A 25,267-nucleotide genomic window follows, 5' to 3' on the forward strand; every position below is an offset into this window, starting at 1 on the left:
GGGCGCCTCTGCACCCCTTCTTCTGGCTCATCCCCCGCTAAAAGACGTTCGCTCAACCGAAGCGCCCGCATAAAATAGCGACATTTCCGATATTGACATACCCATCATCCTAGTACATTTTCGAATTGTATCTAGTACGCCGTTTGCTGAGGCCTCGTCTGGAGGAGAGCATGAATATTCGCTTGGCTGCCATCGGTGCAGGGCGCCTTTCATCGCGCCGCATCTATCCGAATTTGCATCTCTTGCCATTGGAGCTATTGGCCGTCTGCGACTTAGATCGAGGTCTGGCTTCAAGCATGGCCTCGCGGTTTGGCGCCAAGGCCGTCTACACCGATCACAAGCGCATGCTCGAGGAGATGAGACCCGACGCGGTGATCATCTGCACGGGGCCGGAGGGGCACGAAAAGCTCGCCATAGATGCTATGGAAGCGGGCGCCCACGCCTACACCGAAAAGCCACCTGCTGTGACCTATGCCGGTGCCAAAGCGGTCCAGGAGACTGCGCGTCGGACAGGCCTGATCTGCATGACCGGGTTCAAGAAGCGGTTCGCGCCGGCCTACGTGAAAAGCAAGGCTGCGATCGACTCAGCGGAGTTCGGCAAGTTGAACCTGTTGAGCATCGATTATGCGGCCGGCCCCACTTATGACAACGACCCAACCAATCCCACCAAGCAGTTCCTGCTCGACTTCTGCGTCCACATTCTCGATCTGTCACGCTATCTGGCCGGCGAAGTGGCCTCGGTGTACGCCATTACGACCGATCATCTGAACTACGCAGTAAATCTTCGGTTCGAGGGCGGCGCTATAGGAACGGTCGCCCTGTCGTCCAATCGTGACTGGGCCGTATCGACTGAGAAGGTCGAGATTACCGGGGGGCCTGGCCAGTTCATCAGCGTCGAGAACTCGATCAGCATGGTGCGTCATTCCGGCGCGATAATTGCGGACTGGCACAGCCCAAACCACTCCATTTCAGCAGGCGACTCCATGGTCGAAACCGGGTTCGCGGGAGAGTTGGAAGAATTCTGCAATGCGATCAATGAGAAGCGGACGCCCCGGTCGTCCATCTCGGAGTCGATGGGCACCCTCAAGCTCTACGAAATGATCATGGCCTCGACCAAGTCTGGCCAAGTGATCGATGCGAAGTCCTTCGCGTAGCCGGAGTTTTCGATCCAAATGAAACTAGCTTTCTCCACCATAACTTGCCCTGCCTACGGTCCAGTCGAGGTTGCAGAAACCGCACGGCGATACGGATACGAAGGGGTGGAACTCTACGCCCTGAATGGCGACAAACTCCTTCCCTATATGCTCAGCGAGCGTATGGACGAGGTGAAAGGCGCGTTCCAGGGCGTGCCCATCGTTGGGATCAATAGCTGGGGCGTTATTGTAAACCCGGACAAAGACGCCCGCCGCGCCCAGGTCGCCCAGGTGACGCTCGGATTTGAACTGGCGCATGAGCTCAACTGCCCTGTCGTCAAGACCTTTGGCGGCGAGTTCCCGCCTGACCGCCCGGTTGAACAGTCCCTCGAGGAGGCCGCCGAGAGCCTCCGCATCCTATCCGAGCGAGCCAAAGCCAATGGTGTCACGCTCGTAGTGGAAACCCATGACGGCTTCTGCAGGGGTGAGGTGCTGGGGCGTCTGCTCGACATGGTCGACAGCCCGCATGTCGGCGCGCTGTGGGATGTATTCCACCCGCACCGCAAGGGCGAGGCGGCGGTCGATACCGACAAGCACATCGGCAAGCGCGTGCGCCACGTTCACGTAAAGGACGCTGTGCGCGAAGGCGACTGCTGGCGGTTCGTGCTCTGCGGTGAGGGTGAGCTTCCGATTGCTGAGGCGATCGAATTGCTCAACGGGCGCGGTTACGACGGTGCGGTTGCGCTCGATTGGGAGTTCATGTGGGACCCTAACATCGCGGGTCCCGACCTCGCGCTGCCGAGCTTCGCATCTGGCGTGCGCAGTATCTTCGACAAGCTCAGCAAATCGCGCTGAGGACGAGGGGAGCGATATGAACAAGACCACCGCAGTCATCGCCGCCCAGGATACCAAGGGCGTCGAAGCCCGGTTCGCCGCCAGTCGCATTGCCACCCGCGGTCACGGGCGCTGACCATCGACATCGGTACGCTCGGCGAAGAGGGACGGAAAGTCGCCGTCGCCGCTCGCGATATCGTCGCTTCAGCCGGTGGTGATTTCGCCGATCTTCGCCGTGCTGGCGACAAAGGCATGGCTGCTATGGCCAAGGGCGCCGCCGCGACTGCCCAGTAACTTTTCGCCGAAGGACGCTTCGATGCGACCATCGGCTGGGCGGTTCCGCTGGCACGGCCATAGCCACCAGTGACATGCGCCACGGGAGCATGAGGAATCGTGGGGCGCTCACTACGCTTGCTCCATTGCATCTGCTGCTTCTTGGCGAAACGCTTGCTGATGACGGCATTGACCGTCGCCTCGACGAAGGCTGAGGATATCCGCTCACCGGAACGATAGCGCTCCCCATAGTTGATCATGCTGACGCTGTTGGCCGCGATGTAGGCCTGGAATTCTCGGATCGCTGTCAGGAACTTGCGCATGTTCTGGTAATTCGTCTGCACGACCTTGGCGTCGAGATGCAGGTCGTCGATTTTCGTCACGAGCCCGATAGGCGTTGCCGTGCCAGAGATACCATTTGATCCGGTCGAGGGCATCGACCATATCGATGCCCGCCTTGCGTATAGTGCTGAAGACCCTGGGCGAACTGGCGCAGGACGGTCAAGCGCATGGTGATGTGGAACCAGTCCAGCATATGCTTGCTGCCCGGCCCGATCATTTCGGCAAGGGAGCGGACTTCTCGCCGCCATCTGTGATGAAGGTGATATCCTGATCGGCTTGCACGCCCTGCTTCTTGAGATGATCCAGAACCCGGCGCTGCGGTTTCCGATCGTAGCCATGGACGAAACCGATGTAGCCGGGATCGCGGTCCTCGGGCATTGAGCGGCCGACAATCAGCTCGAAATTCTTCTTACGGTTGCCCCAGTCGCGAACGTAACCGGCGTCCAGCCCGATGACGATGCGGCCCTCCGGGACAGGCAGATCGGCCCAGTCGCGCGGGCAGGAATCCTGCATGAAAGAAACGCGCTCTTCCGTCAGTTCCTTCTCATTCCGGTCAGCGGCATGAAGCGCATGCTGCCGAATAGTGGTGGCGTTGGTTCCGCTCCCGATCGGCAGCACATCGGCCATCAGTTCTGCGGCTGCTGCGTAGGGCGCGAGCGAGGCCCATTTCGTCTCAAGGTAGAGGCGCTCCGGCGCAATATGATCAGGAAATAGCTGTGTCAACGGCGAGATCGTCGCCGGGCCGTTTCCACGCATGTCCGCAGGAAGACAATAACGCGGGCTTTTCAATCGCACATCACCGAACAGGGTGCGGAACGTGACTGGATAGCTGCCGTTGGAGCGCAGCCGTCGGCCGTCAGCCTTTCTCCGCTGATCAAGCCAAAGGGCGACCTGCGCTTCGACAAGATGTTGCTGGGTCGCCGATAGCAGCGCCTTGCCTTCCGCGAGAGACAGGCCGATTATCGGCGCCGTTCGTGATCTTTCTTAGGTCGGCGACGGCCTCGGTCGCGATCTTTGTTCCGTCCTCGCCGATGATTTCCAACACTATTCGTGCGCGCATGCCTTGCCCTGTTTCATGAGTTTTCCGAAATGGTCGGAGTGGAAAACCTGATTGCGGGTTCCGATGCCGATCGCCGGCCCACTCTTGCCGGACGCGACGATATGGTCGATGAGTTAGCAACAATCCAACGGGACAAGGGCGATGCCGCGGCCCTTCTTTGCAGTTGAACTGCTCACGGCGACACAGCGCAAGCATGTGTTCACATCTGCTGATGCATGAGGACAAGGTGTTCGCGCTCCCGCAAGCGATTGTTCACGTCACCGCGTTGAGGCGCGTGCCTCAATCCTTTGCAGCGCCTCGCGCACCTTATCCGGGCGATCCGGATCATCAAGGCGTGAGAACAATTTCGTCCGACAAGCCTCGACCGCCAGAGCGACGTCCTCGTAGGCCTCGTGGTCAAATACATAATCCGTCTGCATCATGAAGGTTTCAGGGCCAGCGCAATTCTCCGATGGGCAATCGCCATCACCACCAGTGCAGCATGGATAGGTTATTCCCGGTCGTGCCCCGAAGCGATCTTCCAGCCGCACTTCATGCTCCCAAGAGATGTTGAGGTCGTATTCGTAGAGGAGCCGGCTTCCTTTGCGCAGTCGCAGATCGCCAAGCGGGACATCCGGAGACCGCGCTGCCGTCTCCCATGAGCCATAGCGCACAGCATATTGAACGAACTGATAGAGATGAATGCTCTCCCAGCCCATGGTGACCTGGAAAACGCCATGGAGCTGGTGCAAGGTCGATGTTGCCGGCACCTGCAGGCGTGCCACACCATCGGGCTCACGCCCTTCAGCCAGGTCCGGAATTGCAGGATGTCGGGTGCATCGCCCGAACTGGAAGGGGGCCCCTGCGATTTCGCCGCGCGCTTCCGGGAACTCTTATTGCGAGCAGGCTTCAAATGCGGCGGAGCCTCGGAAATTCATCGGCCGGACAAGAGCCCAGTCATGCCGGCTTCGTCACCCGCCCCACAATTCCTATGCTCCTGCGTAATGCGCAGCAGCGTGCTCAAGCCCCGGCCCCCAGCCGGCCGCTTCCACATGCGTGAACGAATTCAGAGGCTTCGTCGCGCTGCCAATAGCATCTGCTCACGGGTGTGTTCCAGACTGAATTTTGCGCCTTCTGAGGCAAGCGACGACTCACCATCAAAGGCGGCCGACATGCTAATCCTGGCCACCATCTGCAGCAGGCCCTAGCGGCTGATTGTGCCAAACGCTTCAACTTGCTGCCGAATGGCTTTCTCCGTGGGCAGGCGTTCCATCGAGCTGGCGCCGTAAAAGCCGTGGCAGGTGCGTGTCCGGGACAGGACGTAAGCGGCATCCTTCGGCATGGAGATCGGACCGCCGTGGCACAGCACGATGATGTCGTCACGCACCGCCAGAGCAGCGGCGGACCACTCGTCGATATGGGCGATGCAATCGTCCAGAGTCAACGTGGTTTCGGCACCAATCGAGCCGCCGGTGGTCAGGCCCAGATGGCAGACGATGATGTTGGCGCCGGCCTTGGCCATCGCCGCGGCATCCTGGCTGGAGAACACGTAGGGCGTCGTCAGCATGTCCTTTTTCGCGGCGCGGGCGATCATCTCGATCTCCAGCGCATAACTCATGCCGGTCTCTTCGAGGTTGGCGCGGAAGGTGCCGTCGATGAGCCCGACGGTTGGGAAGTTCTGTACACCGGCGAACCCCATCGCCTTCAACTGGTCTAGGAACAGGTCGGGCAGCATGAAAGGGTCGGTGCCGTTGACGCCGGCCAGCACCGGCGTGTGCTTGACCACCGGCAGCACCTCGCGCGCCATCTCAACAACGATGTCGTTCGCATTGCCATAGGCCATGAGCCCGGCCAGCGAACCACGGCCGGCCATGCGGTAGCGGCCGGAATTGTAAATGACAATTAGGTCGATGCCGCCGGCCTCCTCGGCCTTGGCCGATATGCCGGTGCCGGCGCCCCCGCCGATAATGGGCGTGCCGGCAGCAATTTTGGCCCTAAGCCTGGCCAGGATGTCGGCGCGGGAAAGTGAAATCATGGTCGGGTCCTAAAGCTGGGCGATATCGCGGAAATTGCGGACGAGCTGCTCGGCGAATGCAGGCTCGTTGAGGTGGAGGTCGAGTTCGATGAGCTCGCGGTTGGGTGCCGCCTGCCAGCCGGATCGCATCGTATCGAACAGCGCGGCATCGGCCTCGGCATCGTGGAAGGGCTGGCCGGGGGCATCAATGGCCGACACGCCGCGCAACGGCAGCAGGAAGCGGACCGGGCCCTGCATGCGATTGAGCCGAGAGACGATGAATTCGCCGATCCGGCGGTTCTCCTCGGGAGTCGTGCGCATCAGCGTCACCTGGGCATTGTGCACATGTAGGCGCCGGTTGCAGAATTGCCGTGGCACGCTGTCCATCGCGCCGAAATTCACCATGTCCACGGCGCCGACAGAGCCGACATAGGGCAGCTTCGTGCGAATGACTGCCCCAAAGCGATCCTCGGTCGCTGGAAAGACGCCGCCAATCAGCAGGTCGGGCACTTCGGTGGTGGTGACATCGATGAGGCCTGCGACCAAGCCTGAATCGGCGAGCTTTTCCATCGATTGTCCGCCCATGCCAGTGGCGTGGAAGATATAGACCTCATGGGTCTTTTCCATCTGTTGGCGCACCATGGTCACGCAGGAGGTGGTGACGCCAAACATGCTCATGCCGAGGCCAGGTTTATCAGCCTGCGAGACCGGCACGGCATTAAGCGCCATGCCGGCAGCGGCGTGGGCGGCATTGCCGATGACCTTGCGCGATATAGCGTTGAGGCCGGCTATATCGACCACCGAATACATCATGGTGAGGTCGGTGGGCCCGACATAGGGCGCGGTATTGCCGGAGGCGACGGTCGAAACCATCACCTTGGGCACACCGACCGGCAGGGTGCGCATGGCCTCGGTGACGAGGGCCGTATTGCCGGTGCCGCCTAGCCCCAGTACAGCGCCGATATCCGTTCGGCTGGCGAGAAAACGCGTCAGGGCCTTGGCCATGGCGGAAACTGCCACGCCTCGATCAACGAGCCCCTCCAGCGCTTCCTTGCCATCGGGATGATGGGCAGCAACGACCGAGGCGGCGACATCCGCGTCTTCTCCAACCCCCTGCGTACCGACATCGACCAGCACTGGTTCTCCTCCAGCGTTTCGTACCTGTTCGGCGGCATAGCGCATTTCTAGGGCCTTTGTGTCCATCGTCCCCACCACATAGACCTTCGCCATATCTCCCTCTCTCACTCGACACGCGCCATTATCTCGTTGTCATGGATAAACCGCTTGTTACATATTGCATATTCCTGTGTGGATTGTATATAGTGAAGGAAATTAGGAATTGCAAATGAACGCACCACGCCATCTCACCCTGCGCGAGCGCATCTACGAGGAGATCGTCCGGATGATCGTGTCGGGGGAATTGCCTTCGGGCACCCCGCTGGATGAAAAGGCGCTGACCGAGAAGCTGCAGGTTAGTCGCACGCCGTTCCGGGAGGCGCTGGGGACCCTCAGCAAGGAGGGGCTGATCGAGATTAGGCCGTATCGCGGTTTCTTCGTGCGCAGTTTCTCGCGCAAGGAAATCGACGGGCTCTATGAATTGCGCAAGGTCCTCGAATGTTTCGCGGTGGAACTAGCCGTGCCGCATATGAGCAACCACCACATCGCTGCCTTCCAGGACATCCTAGGCAGCGCCGTCGATGCATTGCGACGTGGGGACATGCAGGATTATGGCAAATACGACCGAGAGTTCCACGAGATGATTGCCGAGCTTTCCGACAACGCTGCGTTGATTGAAACACTTGGCCGCCTGGCTTTGCAGATCCAGATCGGGCGTGTCATCGCCAACGAGAATCCGGACTTTGCCGAACAAGCTGCGCGCGAACGCGACCACATTCTGGCGGCCTTCCGGCTGCGCGACACGCGCGGCGCGGTGGCGCTGATGCACACGCATATTTCGGACGTTCAACGGGCCGTGCTGGCGCGTTTCGGCGAGGAGAGCGTGAGCAAGGAAGGCGGCTGAACTGTCTCCGTCGGACTTGCGGCCGGGCAGGCTCAAGTCCAGTGCCCATCTCGACCGCTCTCGTGACTGCGCCGCGAGTTCGGTTTCCACTGTGGCGCGGGTAGATTGACGGCCCACACGGGGCCCGAGGGAGAAGGTGAAGAATGGACGCCGAGAGTTTTGTGGCGCGAGCCAGTGAAGGCGAGCGGATGGAGACAGGCTGGGGGGAGCTGAACTGGAAGGTCGCCGACAACGTCATGGCAGGAGCCGAGATGACCTTGGGTACCTGCTATATTAAGCCGGGAGAGCGCAATCAGCTGCACTCCCACCCCAATTGCGAGGAATTCCTGCATGTCCTGTCCGGCGTCTGCGAGCATCGGCTGGATAACGTGACGGTAACCCTGAAGGCCGGGGACACCATTCGCATACCGCGCAACATCAAGCATTGGGCCCGGGCGATTGGTGCCGAGCCGCTCCTTGCGCTGATCATGTTTTCCTCCGGCAAGCGGCAGGCCGTCAACCATGAAGGCGACGGCGGCGGTGTAGCCTGATTTCTGAAGGCGGCTGCGCCGCTTCCACCCACGACAGGCGTGATTCGTTGTTAAGACGGATGCTAAAGCTGACCGCTAGTGAATATTGTATACTCTTGAAGCAACAAGAATGCAGAAGGCGGGGATGAGCCCTGAACCTGTTTAGACATTGCGCGATTACGTTCATTGCGATCTGGCAGAGTGTGTCTGGGGAGTTGGCACGGGCTGGAGGGGCGCGTCTCGATCGATCGGCCGAACGTCACATCGGCGCAGCGTGCCGCCAGGATGCTGGAAAAGAATGGCATTTCCTTTGCCTCTACCGCGGCTAGGCGATTTCGCGACAACATGGTGCGCTGGAGTGGAGGCGATGCCATTCTGATGCACGAACGAGAGCGCACGCTCCGCAGTATGGAGTGGCTTGAAAGCCGTCAGGAGCCGGCGCGTTTGAAGGAAATTCAGAAACAGCGGAAGAGCCGAATGGGTCGGCAGGGCTGTCTAAAGGTGAGGAGATCATCATGCAGGTAAAGATGTCACGGCGGCGGTTTCTGGTTGGAACCGCGCAACTCGGGGCGGGGGCGGCGTTTCTCAGCCTCGATATCGCCCAGGCCTTGGGCCAGGACGAGGGGATTGGGCGCAGCCTGATCGGCGAACTCGAAGGCCCCGAGATCATTACCGACGAGGCGGCCTGGCCAACGTCATTTTCCGAGGCGCCGGACTTGGCGGCTCGCGTGAGTGCCGGCGAATTGCCCCCGGTGATCGAGCGCATCGGCAAGCATCCGCTGGTCATCAAACCCGTCCACGAGATCGGCCGTTATGGCGGAACTTGGCGACGCGCCTTTACCGGTCCAGGCGACTGGGTCAACGGCGTGCGCAATGCTAGTGGCCCGGACAATGTGCTGTTCTTCGACTATACCGCCCAGAACGTCGTGCCCAATATCGCCCGTGGCTGGGAAACCAGCGTCGACGGCAAGGAAACCCTCCTATTCCTGCGCGAGGGCATGCACTGGAGCGATGGCGAGCCATTTACGGCCGACGACTTCGTGTTCTGGTTCGAGGATATCTACCAGAACCGCGAGATCGTGCCGAGCGAGTCCGGCGTTTTTTCGCCCAACGGCAAGCCCGGTCGAGTGGAGAAGGTAGACGACTCCACCGTCAAAATCAGCTTCGACGAGCCCTATTCGTACATCGTCGCGGTTTTGGCCGGATTCACCGCCCTCGGTGGGCACGCCGCTTACGGCCGGGACGGCCTCGGCTTGTTCGCACCCGCCCATTATCTTAAGGCCTTCCTGCCCAAATACGGCGGCGCCGACAAGATCGCAGCCGACGCGGCGGCCGCGGGCTACGACAATTGGGTATTGTATTTCAGCGCCAAATCCGACTGGGCGCTCAATCCCGACCTTCCCGTCGTCACCCCCTGGAAGGTCACCCGGCCGATCAATGGGGCTGTGTGGGAATTCGAGCGCAATCCTTACAGCGTCTGGGTCGATACCGCGGGCAACCAGTTGCCTTATATCGATAAGATCTCATTCGGGCTGGCGGAGAACCTGGAACTGGTGAACCTGAGGGTGATCGCCGGAGAATATGACTGGCAGGAACGCCATGTCGATATCCGAAAGCTGCCGGTGCTGCTGCAAAACCAACAGGCCCAGAACTACAAGGTCTACCTCGATCCCGCTGACCACGGTTCGGACCTGATGCTCACCCTCAACCAGAGCTACGAAGCCGATCCCGAAATCGCCAAGTGGCTCAAGAACGTCAACGTGCGCCGCGCCTTGTCGCTGGGCATCGACCGTGACGACCTCAACGAAATCTTCTTTCTGGGCATCGGGCAACCGCGCAGCATCGTTCCCGCCGACTCGAATAAATACAATCCTGGCGCCAAATACGGCAAACTATGGGCGACACATGACGTCGAGAAGGCAAATACGCTGCTCGACGAAGCGGGGCTTACCAAAAAGGATAGCGCCGGATATCGCCTGCGCACGGACGGCAAGGGCCGCCTGACCTTCGAGATCGCCTCATTTGCCGGAGCCGCGCTGCCTTACGGAGAGATGTCGGAAGCCATCCGCACCCAATGGCGGGCCATCGGCATCAATGCCACGGTCACCGAAGGCGAACGCAAGATGGTGGGAACCAGGCGCAGCAACAATGACCTGCAGATCTTCGCCTTCGTAGGTGACGGTTCCGACCATCTGTTCACTTATCCCGATCAAATCCTTCCCGTCTGGTCAGGATCCGCCATTGGTCCCCTCTGGGGCGCCTGGCATGTCAGCAAGGGCCAACAGGGTGTCGAACCCGATGCGGTGATGAAGGAAATCCTGGCAAAGTACACCGCGGGCCTAGTCGCCTCGGAAGAGGACCGCATTCGTCTTGGCAAGGAAATCTGGGCGGCTCTCGCCGATAATGTCTACTGTATCGGCGTGGTCGGGCTATCGCCGGCTTATGGCGGGATACGTGTCGTAAAGAACACTATGGGTAACGTGCCGGCCCGCCAGTACAACGGCCCGAATGCCAAGACGTGTGCACAGTCCCGGCTGATGTCGGTGTTTTTCAAGTAGCGCCACACAAACAGGGATCGCATTCCATGAAGCGCCTCACCGCCGCTGTCATCGGGCTCGGCCTCGGCCGGCTCCATGCCAACTATTACCTGCAAAATCCGGCCGTCGAGCGGGTCGTGGTATGCGACCCGGATCCCGCGCGGCTCGATGAAGTGCGCCATGAACTGCCGAAGCTGGCCGCCTTCCACACCGATATCGCGACGATGCTGAACGAAGAGCGTCCCGATATCGTCAGCATCGTCACCCCAGATCACATGCATCGCGCCCATGTCGAACAGGTGATGGCCTCGGGCCACCACGTGCTGCTGACCAAGCCGATCGCCAATTCTCGGGCGGACGCCGAGGCGATCGTCACCAGCGGGCAGGCGAGCGGCAAGCAGTTGATGGTCGCTCACGAAGCGCGTTTCCGGGCTCGTTTCCAGATGCTGCGCCAACTGGTCGCCGAAGGCTATTTCGGTGATATCATCAGTGTGCGGCTGGACTCTATTGCGGATAAGCGCGACCATTTCGCCCACTCTCCCTGGTATGCTAGCCGGGAAGCGGACCGCTCGGTGCTGACCGGCACCGGCATCCACGAAGTGGACCTTGTGCGCTTCATCGTCGGCCAGCAGGCCTCTCGCGTCTATGCCAGCGGCAACCATATGGGCGATCTCGATTTTCCTCGGCAGAAAACGGTCATCGCCACCATTGACTTTATCGGCGGCTGCGTCGCCCAGGTGGGAGCCACCTATGTGGCGCGCTGGCCCAAGGCCGGAGGAGTCCCTGACCAGATCAGGATCATCGGCACCAAGGGCATGGTGATCGGCGACCGCTATTCCCACGATGGCGAAGACGAATGGCGCTATCTGCCGACTCTCGGCAATAGTTTGGAGGACGGCACTAAGGGCTGCGTCGATGCCTTCGTGGATGCCATCGTCAATAATCGGCCCGTGGTGGTTTCCGGCGAAGATGCACTGGCGTCCCTGACACTGTGCTTCGCCGCTGACGAATCCGCTGCCTCCGGCCAGCCTGTGCTGATTCCCGACACCGAACCGATGAGGACGCGAGCATGAGCCGCATACGCCTAACTATGCTCAATTCAATGGCCGGCAGCGATCTGGCTGCCGCGCCCGACCGCTACGTCGCCTGAGCGGGAAAAGCACGATGGTCAAATATCTCATCCGGCGCTTTCTGTTGGCGATACTGACCTGCATCGTTATCTCGCTGCTGAGCTTCATCATCATCCAGCTGCCACCGGGGGATTACGTCACCAGCTATGTGCTGGACCTGACCTCCGCTGGCCAACACATTACGCCCGAGCAGGAAGCGGCCCTGCGTGCCCTTTACGGGTTGGACGACCCGGTCTGGACGCAGTATCTGCTCTGGATCAGCCGCGTAGCTGTCGGCGATTTCGGTATGTCGATGGAATGGCGCAAGCCGATTTCCGAATTGATTGGGGAGCGGCTGCTTCTCACAGCCGTGCTCTCCATCGCCGCTCTGCTGTTGAGCTGGGTGCTGGCGCTGCCGATCGGCATCTATTCAGCGGTCCGAAAATATTCCATCGGCGATTATGCCGCCACGGTTATCGGCTTCATCGGGCTGGCAGTGCCGAGTTTCCTCAGTGCTCTGGTCATCAGCTACATCGGCTTTGCCTATTTCGGCCTCAACGTTGGCGGCCTGTTCTCGCCCGAATATGCCAATGCACCCTGGAGCTGGGCGCGGCTGTGGGACCTGTTGTGCCATCTGCCGCTGCCGGCCGGCATCCTGGCTCTGGCAAGCTGCGGCCCGATCATCCGCATCATGCGGGCCAACCTCCTCGATGAATTGCAGAAGCCCTATCTGGTGACGGCGCTCTCCAAGGGCATGAGCCCGTGGCGCGCCATCATGAAATATCCGGTCAGGGTAGCTCTCAATCCCTTCATCAGCACGATCGGCCATACACTGCCCTATGTGGTTTCCGGCACCATCATCGTCTCGCTAGTTTTGGGCCTGCCAACGGTGGGGCCAGTGCTGTACCGGGCACTGATCAGTCAGGACATGTTCGTTGCAGGCGCCGTGGTGCTGCTGCTCGGCGTGCTCACGGTGATCGGCACGCTGCTTTCCGACCTGCTGCTCGCCATTACCGATCCCCGGATAAGGATGACATAGGAGCCCGACATGACAGATATTGTGTCTTCCCGAGCCAATAGTCACGCCGAATCCGTTTATTGTGCCGGCCAATGGACTCTGATGTGGCGGCGCTTCCTCAGGCATCGCCTGGCGGTGGTTGGCGGCGTTGTTGTGTTGCTGCTCTACGTGATCTCGGTCGGAGCAGGATTCTTCGCCTATGCCGATCCTGAGGCCGGCTCCGCGACCCGTTCTTTGATCCCGCCGCAGCCTATCGCCCTGTTCAACGAAGGCCGATTCGAACCGCATGTGCTGGGCCTGAAGCGCGTGCGCGATCCGCAAACCTTCCAGCTTGTCTATACTCCCGATCCCGAGAACCGTATTCCAGTGCGAATTTTCGGGAAAGGCTTTCAGTACCACCTCTTCGGCCTTTCCCAACCAATATTCATCTGGTCACGGCCACCGATGAGGCCGGCAACAATGCCCTCAACCTCGCAGGCACCGACGTGCAGGGACGCGATTTCTTCTCTCGCATGGTGTTCGCCACCCGCGTCTCAATGACCATCGGCCTGGTCGGAGTCACCATCAGCCTGCTTCTGGGCGTGACGCTGGGGGCCACATCCGGACTCTATGGCGGCCTCGTGGATGAGACCATCCAGCGCATCATCGATATCCTGAACTCAATTCCGACCATTCCCCTGTGGATGGGCATCGCCGCCTCGGTGCCGCCGGACTGGGAGCCGACGCAGGTCTATTTCGCCGTCACCATCATCATTTCGCTGATCGGCTGGACTGACCTCGCCCGCGTCACGCGCGGACGGTTTCTGTCCATGCGCACCGAGGATTTCGTGACGGCAGCTCGTCTCGACGGGGCATCTGAGCCGCGCGTCATCTTCAAGCACATGGTGCCGTCCTTTCTCAGCCACATTATCGCGGCCACGACACTGGCAGTGCCGGCAATGATCCTCAGCGAGACCGCACTGAGCTTTCTAGGCCTCGGCCTCAGGCCACCGGCAATCAGCTGGGGCGTCCTGCTGCAGCAATCGCAGAACGTGCAGGCGATCGCAATGACACCCTGGCTGCTGTTGGCGGCAATTCCCGTGATCGTCGCAGTCCTTGCTTTCAATTTCCTCGGAGACGGTATTCGCGATGCTGCAGATCCATACTCAAGGTAGCCTGGGCGCCCAGCCGGTGGCGGCCACGGCGGACCACGACTATATCCTCGACGTTCGCGATCTGGCCGTCGACCTCAAGACGGAGGACGGCATCGTCAGCGCCGTGGACGGTTTCAGCCTGAAGCTCAGGCGCGGATCGACCGTCTGCGTCGTTGGCGAAAGCGGTTGCGGCAAGAGCATCACCGCCCGCGCCCTCTTACGCTTGCTTCCGGACAATGGCCGGATCACCGCCGGCGAGGCACGGTTCCGGGCCGGCGACGGCAGCATTGTCGATCTGACCCGAGAAGAGGCCAATGGCCTCAGGATGCGCAGCCTGCGTGGTCAGGACATGGCGCTCATCTTTCAGGAACCAATGACATCGCTGTCGCCGATTCACACGATTGGCGACCAGATTACCGAGATGATCCATCTACACGGCCAGGTCAGCCATCAGGAGGCCCGTCGCCGCGCTGCCAACATGCTGGCGCGCGTAGGCATTCCGCGTCCCGAAATACGCCTTGACGCCTATACGTTTCAGCTCTCAGGCGGCATGCGCCAGAGGGCGATGATCGCCATGGCCCTGATTAACCGTCCGCAATTCCTCATTGCCGACGAGCCGACAACGGCCCTCGACGTTACCACCCAGGCACAGATTCTCGACCTGCTGCGTGAATTGCGAACCGATTACGGCATGAGCGTGATGTTCATTACCCATGATTTGGGCGTGGTGGCGGAAATGGCCGACGAGGTAGTGGTGATGTATCTGGGCGCGGTGGTCGAACGCGCGAACGTGCGGGATTTCTTCCATTCCCCGCAACATCCCTATTCTCAGGCCTTGCTGCGCTCCACGCCACGGCCGGATGGCGGGCTTGGGCGGCTGGAGTCCATTCAGGGCACGGTTCCCGATCCGCTCAACCGCCCACTCGGATGCGGCTTCAACCCTCGTTGCCAATTGTGCATCCGAGGCCTGTGCGACGTCGAGGAGCCACCGACCGTATCGCTTGCCAATGGCACCGATGTCAAATGCTGGCTCTACGCTCCCGAACGAGCCGGAGTGCCGCTGACTGGGCAGCCGGCCAAAATAGATAAGCTGCGGCAGATAGCGGATAAAGCGCCTGATCTGGTTCAGGTTGGCGGGACGATCATCGAGGTCAAAGATCTCAAGATGCATTTCGGCATTGGCAAGGGGTGGCTGCGCCGTCCCGTCGGCGCCGTCCGGGCGGTGGATGGTATCGATCTCGACATCCGCGAGGGCGAAACGCTCGGCATTGTCGGCGAAAGCGGCTCGGGCAAGACGACGCTGGGCAAGAGTATCATCCGCATTTACGAGCCGACTGGCGGCGCGGTGAATTTCCACCGGCGCGACGGTTCCGTGGTCGATCTGGCTCACCTCAAGTCCCGGGACCTAAAGGCCCCACGCCGCGATATTCGGATGATTTTTCAGGACCCTTATTCTTCACTCAATCCGCGCGCCACCGTGGGCAATATCATCGCTGAGCCGCTGCTGGTCAACAAGATCCTGTCTGGAGCGGCGCTCGAGGCACGGGTCTGCGAACTGCTGGAGCGGGTCGGGCTGCGGGCTGAATACCGGCATCGCTATCCTCATGCCCTTTCCGGCGGCCAGCGCCAGCGCATCGGCATTGCCCGCGCCCTGGCCCTGGAGCCGCGCATCATCATCTGCGACGAGGCGGTATCGGCGCTCGATGTATCCGTACAGGCGCAGATTCTCAACCTGCTCGACGACCTGCAGAAGGAATTCGGCTTTACCTATTTGTTCATCGCTCATGACCTTAGCGTTGTCCGGCAGATCTGCAATCGCACCGCCGTCATGTATCTGGGGCGGGTAATCGAGATCGGCGAGACAGACTGCCTTTTCGAGCGGCCGATGCATCCCTACACCGAAGCGCTGCTCAGCGCCGTGCCTGTGCCGGACCCCGATGCCAATGTGAAGGAACACCGGATCGTACTGATGGGCGAAATTCCCGATCCGTCGAACTCGCCCAGCGGCTGCCCGTTCCATACCCGCTGCCGGTATTCCGACGGCACAAGATGCGTTACCGAAGTGCCTGTGCTGGCGCTCCAGAAGGATGGTCGCAGAGCGGCCTGTCATTATGCGTATAGTCTCAAACTGTTGGGCCGGCCGTGATGAAGCGCCAAAGGATATCTATGCGCGAGCTTTAGATTGCGTAGCTGTGTTTATGTCTTCTGGGGTGGGAGCCCGGGCAATTGGAGGATCAACGTATGAGCATGCACCGAGACGGCCCAGCTTCACCGCTCTTCCGGACTGTCAATCTTGACCGCTCGACATCACGAAGGGCGCAGGCGAGCGATGGCGAAATTGATCCAGCCAATGGGAGGGTCGATTTCTCGTGTCCGGCACCTTTCTGTCGGCGCTGCGCAGCCCGAAGATTTGGAGGCGTCCACCTACTCTCTGCGTCTATGGTTGGTTCACCGCCCTGGCCTACCGGTGGGCGCGAGCGGCCGAAATCGGCCCTGCCGAAGCTACAGACTGCCGCCGCTGTCCGGTCGTCACGCGACCGAGACCTATGCGCGGCGCGCCCTGCCGGTGTCCTCCCCACTGGCAGGGCGCCATTTCCAAGCGCTGGATGGGGGCCTTTACAGCGCGTCGGCGATTGTGGGTTTGAGAGGAGGTGATCCGCATATCCGGATGGCACATCCCGGCTCAGTTTCGGCGGAAAATCAACAGCAGCAAAAACGGAGAAGGTCGATTAAGGAGGTTCGAGTGTTGAGAACCTGGTTCCAGACGCTGTCCAATATCTCGTCACTGGCAAAAACAGAGGCGATGTTGAAGGAAGCGCTCACCGATGCCGTCCGTGAGCTCGGCTTCGACTGCTATGCCTATCTCAATGTCCAGTCAGTGCGGACCTACGCAGTATCGAACTACCCGGTTGAGTGGCAACAACGCTATTTGGAACGCGGCTACAAGAATATCGATCCAGTCGTCACGACCGCGCGGGCGAGAATGGAGGCCTTTTCGTGGGCGGCTGCAAGCCCGAGGAAGGTATCGACAGTCCGCGCTCGCGCCTTCTACGCTGAGGCAGGCGATTTTGGCATCCGGTCGGGCATTACGATCCCGATCAGGACGGCGTTTGGCCACATATCACAGGGTTCACTGTCGTTTACGGCGACGACAAAGGCGATCAGTTCCACTTTGACTTCGTCGGCCTGACGGCGGCTCTGTCTTTCCTGGTTCCTGTTGCCTGATCGTCCATGTTCGCGAAAGTGGTAGCAAGCTCGGGGGCGCCTTAATCGATTTAATGTAAGCGCGCCTGAGCACACGTCAACACCGCACGGTTGCACGGCCATTTTTAGCTCTTCGCACTTGCACAAAAATGTGCCAAACGCGACACCTGCGGTGGGTAACGCAAGGGAAGGAGGCGTGGGTTGAGCGCAACTGGTGATACAAAGGCGATTACACCGCCGGATATGCGCTTGCGGAAAGGCCAGACTCCACTCGTCTGCCTGACGGCATATACCGCGCCGATCGCGAAGCTGGTTGATCGACACTGCGACATCGTTCTCGTCGGCGACAGCGTCGGCATGGTGCGTCACGGTCTGCCGTCAACCCTCAGTGTCACGCTCGACATGATGATCATGCACGGCAAGGCGGTGCGCCGCGGCCTTGAACGGGCTCTGATGGTCGTCGACATGCCGTTCGGCTCCTATGAGAAAAGCCCCGAGCAGGCTTTCCGCAATGCCGCGCGCGTCATGGCCGAAACCGGCTGTGCGGCCGTCAAGCTCGAGGGCGGCGAGACCATGGCTGAGACGATCCGCTTCCTGGCCAATCGCGGCATCCCGGTGATGGCTCATGTCGGGCTGACGCCACAATCCGTCAATGTGTTTGGCGGCTACAAGGTCCAGGGCGGGGGCGGAGACGCAGAAAGGATTTTTCGTGACGCGATTGCTATTGCCGAAGCCGGTGCGTTCGCCGTTGTGCTGGAAAAAGTACTAGAGCCGCTGGCCCGGAAAATAACCGCGGAAGTTACAATTCCTACCATCGGGATTGGCGCCTCGGCCGCATGTGACGGGCAGATCCTCGTGGTGGGCGATATCCTGGGCATGTTTACCGAGTTTCGGCCGAAATTCGTCAAGCGTTATGCCGAACTTGGTTCGGAGGCCGATGCCGCCATAGGGGCCTATGCGGCCGACGTGCGGGAAGGGCGCTTTCCGGCGGCCGAACATCTCTACGCCGATGCGTCGAAGGCGGGAGACGCCGCATGAGCGTGCCGATCGTCCGCACTGTTGCCGAGCTTCGCACCGTTGTTGCGGGATGGCGCCGTTCTGGCGCCAGCATCGCCGTGGTGCCAACCATGGGCGCCTTGCACAAAGGGCATTTAAGTCTCGCGCGTACTGCGCTTCAGAAGGCCGATCGTGTGATCGTGACACTGTTCGTCAACCCGAAGCAATTCAACAGTGCCGCCGACCTCGCCGCATATCCGCGCACGGAAAGCGAGGATGCGGCAAAGCTTGCTCCGGTAGGCGCACACCTGCTCTATGTTCCGGATGCGGCGGACATGTATCCGGCAGGCTTTGCCACGACCGTGTCAGTGTCCGGCTTCAGCGAAGGCCTGTGCGGCGCCTTCCGGCCTGGGCATTTCGATGGCGTGGCGACCGTCGTCGCCAAGCTCTTCCTGCAGACGGGCGCTGATTTCGCTTTTTTCGGTGAGAAAGATTTCCAGCAGCTTCAGCTTGTCAGGCGCATGGTCCAGGACCTCGATATTCCGATCACCGTTGTCCCCTGTCCGGCAGTCCGCGAAGCCGATGGTCTGGCTCTGTCATCGCGCAATGTCCGGCTCTCGCCAGCAGAGCGCTCCGTTGCCCCAAAGCTCGCCTCGGTCCTGCTCGAGACGGCGGAGCAACTTGCGCGCGGCTCTCCCGTCCTGCCAATGCTTGCCAAAGCGCGCGCAGCAATCCTGTCCGCAGGCTATCGCGAGGTCGAATACCTGGAACTCCGCGGCGAGGCAGACCTGCAACCGATAGCAAGTATCGATCGACCGGCCCGCCTTCTCGCAGCCGCCTGGCTTGGTGAAACACGGCTCATCGACAACGTTAAAGTATCGCTGACTTTTCCAGTTGCTGCCAAGGTGCACGGTTGAGCTGCGTCACGCAAAGAGTATCAGCTGACAGGAAGCAAGCAGAGCCGGAGATGCTGGCTCCAAAACGGTACTCGTCTTTGACGCCAAGGTCTTTGTGAGGAAGCAAGCGCAGGGTTACGCAAAGCACACATGCATCGCGTATTTGAAACCTTCATCGAGCAACTCTCTGCAAGCGTGGATGCGGCCGATCTCTGTAAGGCAATGGCGTCTGCCGCAGCCGGCTTCGACTTTCCACTCTTCGCCTATTTCACTTACCTATCGGCTTCCGGCGACGCACCCCGATTGATCTCAAACTACCCTTCGTCCTGGACATCAGTTTATCTGCAACAGCGCTACCACAGTCTTGATCCGGTGATCCTGCGCGGCTGCAAGGCTGGGATACTTTTGATTGGGGCGTGGATCGCGGGTGGCAGTGTCTGCCGACGTCGCAGCAACAGATTCTGGAAAAAGCAGCTCAGTTTGGCATCCGTGGCGGATTAACGATGTCCATGCATGATCGTCGTGGGCGGTTTGCCGCACTGACCTTTGCTTCCGACGAGTCCCGTCCGCCTTTTTTGCCGTCACTGACGCGGTATGAAAAAGCGCTGCAGCTTATGGCGATCGACTTTCATAGTCATGTGCGGCGCAAGCTCGAGGACGGCCGTGTGGTGGACGGCATAGTGCTGACACCACGAGAGTTCGAATGCCTGAAATGGGCGGCGCGCGGCAAGTCGGCTCGGGACGTCGGCCAGATCCTCGGCGTCTCAAAGCGCACCGTGACCTTCCATCTGGAGAATGCAAAGGAAAAGCTTGGCGTGCGAACGATCAACCAGGCCATTGCACGGCTGAGCGCTTCCGGTCGGGCGATATCCTGATTCTTCCGTTCTGATAGCTGTAAACCTCTACAGGCTGCATCACTTGCGACTTTGCCCTTCGATGGCGGGAACATATCCCACACGGAGGCTACCATGATGCAACTGATAACGCCGGACCTTTACGGTGAGTTCGCAAGCGAGCTCAAGGAGATGCACGGCCTCAGGTATCGGGTTTTCAAGGAAAGGCTCAATTGGAAGGTGCAAACCGAAGGTGAAATGGAAACGGACGCATTCGATGAATTAAAGCCTGTCTATCTGTTGCTCAAGGGATCCGACTGGCGAATTCGCGGCTGCGTTCGCCTTTTGCCCGCCACCGGACCAACAATGCTGCGCGATATTTTCCCGGTGTTGCTGGGCGCAAGTCCTGCTCCAGCAAGTTCCGATATATGGGAGAGCAGCCGTTTCGCGCTCGATCTGCCTCCATCAGCGCCCAAGGCAGCGGGCGGGCTGGCCCGGGAAACCTACGAGCTCTTCGCGGGCATGATCGAATTTGGCCTGGCAAACGACCTTAGCCGGATCGTGACCGTGACGGATATCCGCATGGAGCGGATCCTTCGCCTCGCATCATGGCCATTGTCGCGGATCGGACAGCCGCAGGCCGTCGGCATTACCAATGCGGTGGCGGGTTATCTTGAGGTTTCCCACGCGAGCCTCATGCGCGTCCGCTGGAGAGGGCACCTGAGCGGGCCGGTACTGTGGCAACCGGTCCTCAGCCTGCCGGCATAGCGCAACGACGGACATCCTAGCCATGAAAACAACTCGTTCGCCCATGGGCGCGACGGATGGCCGTGACTGGCGCCGTCACGGAGCATATGACTATGCCAACCGACTACCGCGCGCAGCCTGAGCTTGGGAATTTCTTCGGCGCAATCCGCAATTCCAGCGCGACCACGCCAAAATGGCGCCGCCCGCGTTCATTGTCCGAAGACGCGCCGATACGAAAATCATCGAACTGACGACACGAGCCTCGGCTCTCTTGCAATGGAGCCTTCTCTTTCGCGGACGCGCCGCAGCTGGACGCCACGTCAGCAAGGGTCTTTTGGGATCCGCGCGGCTGCGCCCATGTCCTGCAAGCGGCCGCGGAGCCGGTTGGGCTCGAGCGCGATTGTGAATCGCTTGACCTATCTTCGCTCTCATGCGGCAAGGACATCTTGCTGACACCGGCCGGCGTGCAGCACGTGCTGCTGAGGGAGGATTGCCGGAGCCTGCAGCTCGCCGTTTCCGGTCCCTGCGTGCTCCGCCCGTTGCGGCTATTTGTGGACGCGATCGCGCCTCCGCGGCGCCTGAAGTTCCATCTCGCGGCCCTTCAGTGCCTGAATGATCTCCACGGCAGCGGCGGTTTCACGGCCGCTCATTTTCCACCGGAGCCCCGCGCTCGGCGTCTGCGTGTCGTGCTGCAGGCGTTGGATGGTTCGCTTGCCGGGGCATCTCATCAGGAGATCGCCGTCGCGCTGTCCGGGCAATGGCGTGTCGAAGAGATTGGTCTCATCCAGGCGGCCATCTTCGCGATCAGGTACGTAGGGCCGTCCGACGCGGCCGCTATCTGATGGGTGGCGGCTATCGACAGTTCCTCAAATAACTAAGGTTCAAGCTTCGGACGCTAGTGAGTTGCAAGCAGATCCCGATAGCCTGTCTCGGTCATCCACCGCGCCCGTCCGAGATGGCTTCGCACCGCATTTCGCGCGCGCTCGGGTTCCTTCTCCGGGTCAATACCGAGGACGACGCGCGACATCTCCTCTTCGGTGGCCCCGTCTGCGCTGGCATCAAGCAGCCGCAGATAGATGATGAAATGAGTTTCGTCGTAAGGCGTGACGCGTTCGGACCAGGGCACTTCGTCGGAGATCGGTGGAGCCATATTCTTTGCTCGTCAATGTCTGATCCGGGCTCAGTGTGCCCGCCGCGCGGTTACGAAAAATGACGCTAGGCCTTTGGCGGATAGCCGCTGCCTCGCGCCCAAGTAACCAGATTTTCTGGTTATCTGGATTTCGATTTAGTTGGTCTGGCGGTTTCGTCAAGGGCCGGCAGGCATGCAAAAGACACTTCGATCGCCCAGGCATGTGCGCCTGGTCCAGTTGATAGTCGACCAACGGAAGGCGTCTGGTCTCAGCCAAGCTTCCGGGATCAGTTGAAGAGCGGCCCGATCATCTACGGCACTCTATTGGCCGGCTTCGGAATAGGGGCTTTATCGCGGGCATGAGCAACGGCTTCCTGAGGCGGATCACGTCCCAAAACAGGCTGGTGGCGTTCGCCTCTGTCGCCTGTGCAGCATGTTGCCTTGGCCTCGCACTGACATCGTCGGTCGCTGTGGCGGCAGTCGCGCTTGCCTTGGGCGGCGCGGGTTGGCTGATCACCTGGACCGGCATTGACGTGTCGGTGCAACTGGCAAGCCCACGGTGGGTTGTCGGCCGCACGCTCTCGATCTACTACGCCTTGAGCGCTGGCGGTATGGCCGCCGGCAGCTGGATCTGGGGTTCCGTCGCGCAGAACTACTCCTTGACCTGGGCTTTGGAGGGGGCCGCGGGGGCTCTGGTGCTGGTTGCGGCAGCGGGGATACTGTTGCCGATACGTCCATGGGAAGAAACCGATCAGGAAAGTTCGGATTTTCCCGCACCGGAGCTGGCACTCGATCTGAAGCCCAGGAGTGGCCCGATCGTTGCCAAGGTCGACTATTCCATATCCGAGAAGAATATCGACGCCTTTCTCGGCTGCATGCGCGCAAAGCGCCACGCTCTTAGCCGTGCCGGCGCACGAAACTGGACGCTCCAGCGCAACCTCCAAACGCCTTCACTCTGGACAGAGACATTCCGCACGCCAACCTGGATGGACTCTTCTTCGTCTGAATCATCGGCTCACGGCAGCGGACAAAGAAGCAGACGAACATCTTCTCGCGCTGCATGATGGCGAACTTCCTCCACGCACGGAGCTTTCGATCGAACGTACGACCGAGGCAGCTCGTTCCCGTGCCTCGACATTCGTATCTCGTCCTCCGAGGTGATTTTATGATGAACCTGTCAACCGAGGAACAGGCGCGATAACGCTGGGCTTACCAAAGAAGGGGTCGCGTTACGCCCTCTGCAATTGTTTTGGTTCTGCAAAGCAGGATTGTCGCCCTGCTCATCTGAGAGCGAGCGGCCGCACTGAACGTTGACCCCTGCGACTTGATCAGGCCGCCGCAGAGAAGCAGTGTTCGCGGGTCCGGTCGCCCGAAACTGATCGTTTGGCGAACTCGAGCTGCAGCTGAATGGCGCCCGCGCGCCTGACAGCGCACGCCGGGTGCTCGTGAACCGAGCCCGCTTTCCTTCGCCAGGCTCAGGCGGTTTCGGCCATCGGCGAAGTTGAAGTCTCGATGTCCTTGGCCAGTGGCAGCTTGGCGACGGCGAGCTGGTATTTGATGGAGCGAGCCTGCTTCTCCGATATCTCTGCCTGGAGCAGATCGCCGACGATCCTCGGCGGCTCGTGCTGCCGCTTGATGGCAACGCCCATGATCTCGTCATAGGCCGCGCGCATCCCGTAGAGCTTCAGCGCTCCCATCAGTTCCAGAACCTCGGTGCGTTCCATGGCTGCTTGTCCTCCTGAGACTGTCATAACGGGCGCAGTCGGCGATGGGCTCGTGAGCCAGCTTCAGTGCCTGTGGGATGGAAAGGATTGCGCCCGGCGCTGGATCGCGGCTGCGGGCCAGGATGTTGAGGATCACCGCCGCCGACGAGACGGCATCATGCGCGATAGAGCGTGGCTGGTGTTTGGCTCAGTAGTTCCGCACAACGCTCTGTCACTAGGACGTGAGCGCCAGCCCGAATAAGTAGCCGTTTTCGCTGCACAATATATTTGGCATGTGCAAGGTCATGCCGGACTTCAGGATATCCTCCGCGCCCGGCTCCAAGCTCAGGTCACCGCGTTCAGTCCAACGGCTGGCTGGCCGACAAATGCGTTGACTATTGCCAAAGCGCCTAAGCAAGTCGAATCAGGGCGAAGGATTGATTGAATGGGTGGCCGCCGTGCGGTCTCCGGGAATGTTCTTCGAGCATGCCATGAAGGATCTTGTTACAAGACATCGCGTAACTCACGTTTTCTTGGGGCTGAGCCTTCTGGCCTCCTGGCTGAAAACTATTTCGCCCACGCCGGAGCCCGGATCCGAGCTTGTTCAGGCAACCTGAGTTTTCCTGAGCATCGCGCAAACCGTAGAGGGGACCTCGGCGGATACCGTCCCGGGCGGTCCCGCTCGGTCAGCTGCAGAGCAGCTGCGTGAGATGATTATTAGTTGAGAACGAGGCGCGCTCGCAAAATCGCGCTGATAGCGGCTTCTCATCTGTGGACGCCCCATAAGACGCAAGTGGCATCTCGAGGATTGACGTAGTCGGATGCTGCCATCTGTCCGGCCTCTGATGCAGCTCCAGAGGCTGCGGGCCCGTATCCGCGGTTCGACCCCACCTTTTGCTTACCCCCTGTCGAGAGCTGCCGTAGCGCCGAGCCGGGCCCTGCGGCGAAGTCTCGTCCTTTCGTAAACGTCTCGGCCGGCGGGGCGAGCGCGGCCATCGCTGTGGCCGTAATCGGGCCCACGCCCGGTATAGTCGTGAGCCGTCTGGCGATCGCATCCTCTCGGGCGCGCCGTGCGATCTCCTTGTCGAGGTCGCCGATCCAGGAGCTCGAGCAAGGTGCGGAACATGGGGCTGGCTGCCTCTGGGAGAGACGAGCTCAACTCGCCCCGAGCAGGTGGCCAAGCAACTAAACATGCGTCGGACCTTCGGTGTCCACCCAGCCATACTCGGTCAGATGACCCCGGATTGCATTGATTAACTGGCTACGCAGCCGCACCAGCAGATCGCGGGTCCGGCACATCATGGGAGCTGTCGCATCGGCCGACCTCCGCCCTGAACGCCACCAAAAGAACGAGGCCAGATTCACATGACCTCATCTCAGTTGTCGGGACCATCTCGCTTCTAGATGACGCTATATCTAAACTGCATTTGACGAAAACTCTCGTGCCAACGATCATCGCTTACAACGTGCTTCAGGCCGTAAAATACACAATATTCGGGAACGTACACGTGGTCAACGTTGAGCACTAAAAAAGGGGAACTAAAATGAGCTTTTGGACAAATCGCAGACGTTTTATGCAAGCGACGTCGTCGGCTATCGCAGTCGGGGCACTGTCCTCCGTCGTTCGCCCGGCTTCGGCGCAATCATCGGGTGAGTTAAGGGTGACTGTGGGGGGCGGTGATGGGGGTAAAGCCGCCATCGAGGCCTTTGTCAAACCATTCGAAGCTGAGACAGGTATCAAGGTGACTCCGATCACCGAGGATGCAAACGCTGGCGCGATTGAGTTGATGGTGAAATC

19 protein-coding genes and 7 pseudogenes are annotated in these 25,267 nt (G+C 60.3%); 18 read left to right on the forward strand and 8 right to left on the reverse strand.

Going from position 1 to position 25,267, the window contains the following annotated elements:
* Positions 1 to 170: 170 nt before the first annotated feature.
* Together NKH13_RS32125 and NKH13_RS32130 are read left to right on the forward strand one after the other, a co-directional pair.
* Positions 171 to 1,154 (forward strand): Gfo/Idh/MocA family protein, encoded by a 984-nt coding sequence (locus NKH13_RS32125; RefSeq protein ID WP_352916835.1) that lies wholly within the window; start codon positions 171 to 173, stop codon positions 1,152 to 1,154.
* Positions 1,155 to 1,172: 18 nt separating this feature from the next.
* A complete protein-coding gene (locus NKH13_RS32130) occupies positions 1,173 to 1,988 on the forward strand; it encodes a sugar phosphate isomerase/epimerase family protein (RefSeq protein WP_352916837.1) in 816 nt (271 codons plus the stop codon).
* Positions 1,989 to 2,377: 389 nt separating this feature from the next.
* Here NKH13_RS32130 and NKH13_RS32135 read toward each other — a convergent pair.
* From NKH13_RS32135 to NKH13_RS32150, 4 genes and pseudogenes are all read right to left on the reverse strand, one after another.
* Positions 2,378 to 3,642, reverse strand: a pseudogene (locus NKH13_RS32135) (ISKra4 family transposase); the annotation flags it as partial.
* A 257-nt stretch (positions 3,643 to 3,899) separates the two neighbouring features.
* Positions 3,900 to 4,340 (reverse strand): plasmid pRiA4b ORF-3 family protein, encoded by a 441-nt coding sequence (locus NKH13_RS32140; protein WP_352916839.1) that lies wholly within the window; start codon positions 4,338 to 4,340, stop codon positions 3,900 to 3,902.
* A 485-nt stretch (positions 4,341 to 4,825) separates the two neighbouring features.
* The gene (locus NKH13_RS32145; RefSeq protein WP_352916841.1) at positions 4,826 to 5,656 is read right to left on the reverse strand and encodes a phosphoenolpyruvate hydrolase family protein; all 831 of its coding nucleotides are present in this window, start codon (positions 5,654 to 5,656) and stop codon (positions 4,826 to 4,828) included.
* Between the two features lie 9 nt (positions 5,657 to 5,665).
* Positions 5,666 to 6,865 carry a Tm-1-like ATP-binding domain-containing protein gene (locus NKH13_RS32150; RefSeq protein WP_352916842.1) on the reverse strand — a complete coding sequence of 400 codons (1,200 nt, stop codon included), beginning with the start codon at positions 6,863 to 6,865 and terminating at the stop codon, positions 5,666 to 5,668.
* A gap of 115 nt (positions 6,866 to 6,980) precedes the next feature.
* Between NKH13_RS32150 and NKH13_RS32155 the strand changes: the two genes are divergently transcribed.
* From NKH13_RS32155 to NKH13_RS32225, 14 genes and pseudogenes are all read left to right on the forward strand, one after another.
* Positions 6,981 to 7,655, forward strand: a complete 675-nt coding sequence (locus tag NKH13_RS32155; protein WP_352916843.1) for a GntR family transcriptional regulator — start codon at positions 6,981 to 6,983, stop codon at positions 7,653 to 7,655.
* A gap of 143 nt (positions 7,656 to 7,798) precedes the next feature.
* Positions 7,799 to 8,185, forward strand: coding sequence for a cupin domain-containing protein (locus NKH13_RS32160; protein ID WP_352916844.1), 387 nt, complete (start codon positions 7,799 to 7,801; stop codon positions 8,183 to 8,185).
* Between the two features lie 494 nt (positions 8,186 to 8,679).
* Positions 8,680 to 10,722: an ABC transporter substrate-binding protein gene (locus tag NKH13_RS32165; protein ID WP_352916846.1), complete on the forward strand. Its 2,043-nt coding sequence runs from the start codon at positions 8,680 to 8,682 to the stop codon at positions 10,720 to 10,722.
* 26 nt (positions 10,723 to 10,748) lie between these two features.
* Entirely contained in the window at positions 10,749 to 11,774 is a 1,026-nt protein-coding gene (locus NKH13_RS32170; RefSeq protein ID WP_352916848.1) for a Gfo/Idh/MocA family protein, read from the forward strand.
* 91 nt (positions 11,775 to 11,865) lie between these two features.
* The gene (locus NKH13_RS32175; protein ID WP_352916850.1) at positions 11,866 to 12,849 is read left to right on the forward strand and encodes an ABC transporter permease; all 984 of its coding nucleotides are present in this window, start codon (positions 11,866 to 11,868) and stop codon (positions 12,847 to 12,849) included.
* A gap of 9 nt (positions 12,850 to 12,858) precedes the next feature.
* Positions 12,859 to 13,982, forward strand: a pseudogene (locus tag NKH13_RS32180) (ABC transporter permease).
* A complete protein-coding gene (locus NKH13_RS32185; RefSeq protein WP_352916851.1) occupies positions 13,957 to 16,107 on the forward strand; it encodes an ABC transporter ATP-binding protein in 2,151 nt (716 codons plus the stop codon). The pseudogene NKH13_RS32180 and the gene NKH13_RS32185 overlap by 26 nt, the downstream one beginning before the upstream one ends.
* A gap of 183 nt (positions 16,108 to 16,290) precedes the next feature.
* Complete coding sequence (locus tag NKH13_RS32190; protein ID WP_352916853.1) at positions 16,291 to 17,151, forward strand: autoinducer binding domain-containing protein; 861 nt, start codon at positions 16,291 to 16,293, stop codon at positions 17,149 to 17,151.
* Positions 17,152 to 17,366: 215 nt separating this feature from the next.
* Entirely contained in the window at positions 17,367 to 18,203 is an 837-nt protein-coding gene (panB, locus tag NKH13_RS32195; protein ID WP_352916855.1) for a 3-methyl-2-oxobutanoate hydroxymethyltransferase, read from the forward strand.
* Positions 18,200 to 19,078, forward strand: a complete 879-nt coding sequence (panC, locus tag NKH13_RS32200; protein WP_352916857.1) for a pantoate--beta-alanine ligase — start codon at positions 18,200 to 18,202, stop codon at positions 19,076 to 19,078. The genes panB and panC overlap by 4 nt, the downstream gene beginning before the upstream one ends.
* Positions 19,079 to 19,207: 129 nt before the next feature.
* Positions 19,208 to 19,932: pseudogene (locus NKH13_RS35810) on the forward strand (LuxR family transcriptional regulator).
* A 93-nt stretch (positions 19,933 to 20,025) separates the two neighbouring features.
* Positions 20,026 to 20,658, forward strand: a complete 633-nt coding sequence (locus NKH13_RS32215; RefSeq protein ID WP_352916863.1) for an acyl-homoserine-lactone synthase — start codon at positions 20,026 to 20,028, stop codon at positions 20,656 to 20,658.
* 172 nt (positions 20,659 to 20,830) lie between these two features.
* Positions 20,831 to 21,043 carry a hypothetical protein gene (locus NKH13_RS32220; RefSeq protein ID WP_502914604.1) on the forward strand — a complete coding sequence of 71 codons (213 nt, stop codon included), beginning with the start codon at positions 20,831 to 20,833 and terminating at the stop codon, positions 21,041 to 21,043.
* A gap of 145 nt (positions 21,044 to 21,188) precedes the next feature.
* Positions 21,189 to 21,511 (forward strand): annotated as a pseudogene (locus NKH13_RS32225) (DUF2285 domain-containing protein).
* A gap of 21 nt (positions 21,512 to 21,532) precedes the next feature.
* On the opposite strand, the gene NKH13_RS32230 reads toward NKH13_RS32225, so the two are convergent.
* Complete coding sequence (locus NKH13_RS32230; RefSeq protein ID WP_352916865.1) at positions 21,533 to 21,787, reverse strand: DNA -binding domain-containing protein; 255 nt, start codon at positions 21,785 to 21,787, stop codon at positions 21,533 to 21,535.
* Positions 21,788 to 22,048: 261 nt separating this feature from the next.
* On the opposite strand from NKH13_RS32230, the pseudogene NKH13_RS32235 reads away from it, so the two are divergent.
* A pseudogene (locus NKH13_RS32235) lies at positions 22,049 to 22,927 on the forward strand (MFS transporter); the annotation flags it as partial.
* 350 nt (positions 22,928 to 23,277) lie between these two features.
* On the opposite strand, the pseudogene NKH13_RS32240 reads toward NKH13_RS32235, so the two are convergent.
* The 3 genes and pseudogenes from NKH13_RS32240 to NKH13_RS32250 all read right to left on the reverse strand — a co-directional run.
* Positions 23,278 to 23,490, reverse strand: a pseudogene (locus NKH13_RS32240) (IS21-like element helper ATPase IstB); the annotation flags it as partial.
* Positions 23,423 to 23,647: pseudogene (locus tag NKH13_RS32245) on the reverse strand (IS21 family transposase); the annotation flags it as partial. The pseudogenes NKH13_RS32240 and NKH13_RS32245, both read right to left, overlap by 68 nt.
* A 587-nt stretch (positions 23,648 to 24,234) precedes the next feature.
* Positions 24,235 to 24,567, reverse strand: a complete 333-nt coding sequence (locus tag NKH13_RS32250; protein ID WP_352916871.1) for a transposase — start codon at positions 24,565 to 24,567, stop codon at positions 24,235 to 24,237.
* Positions 24,568 to 25,013: 446 nt separating this feature from the next.
* Between NKH13_RS32250 and NKH13_RS32255 the strand changes: the two genes are divergently transcribed.
* On the forward strand, positions 25,014 to 25,267 hold a 254-nt coding region (locus NKH13_RS32255; RefSeq protein WP_352916867.1), incomplete at its 3' end, for a twin-arginine translocation signal domain-containing protein.

Source organism: Mesorhizobium sp. M1348, from assembly GCF_040317925.1.
Taxonomy (GTDB): Bacteria; Pseudomonadota; Alphaproteobacteria; order Rhizobiales; family Rhizobiaceae; genus Mesorhizobium.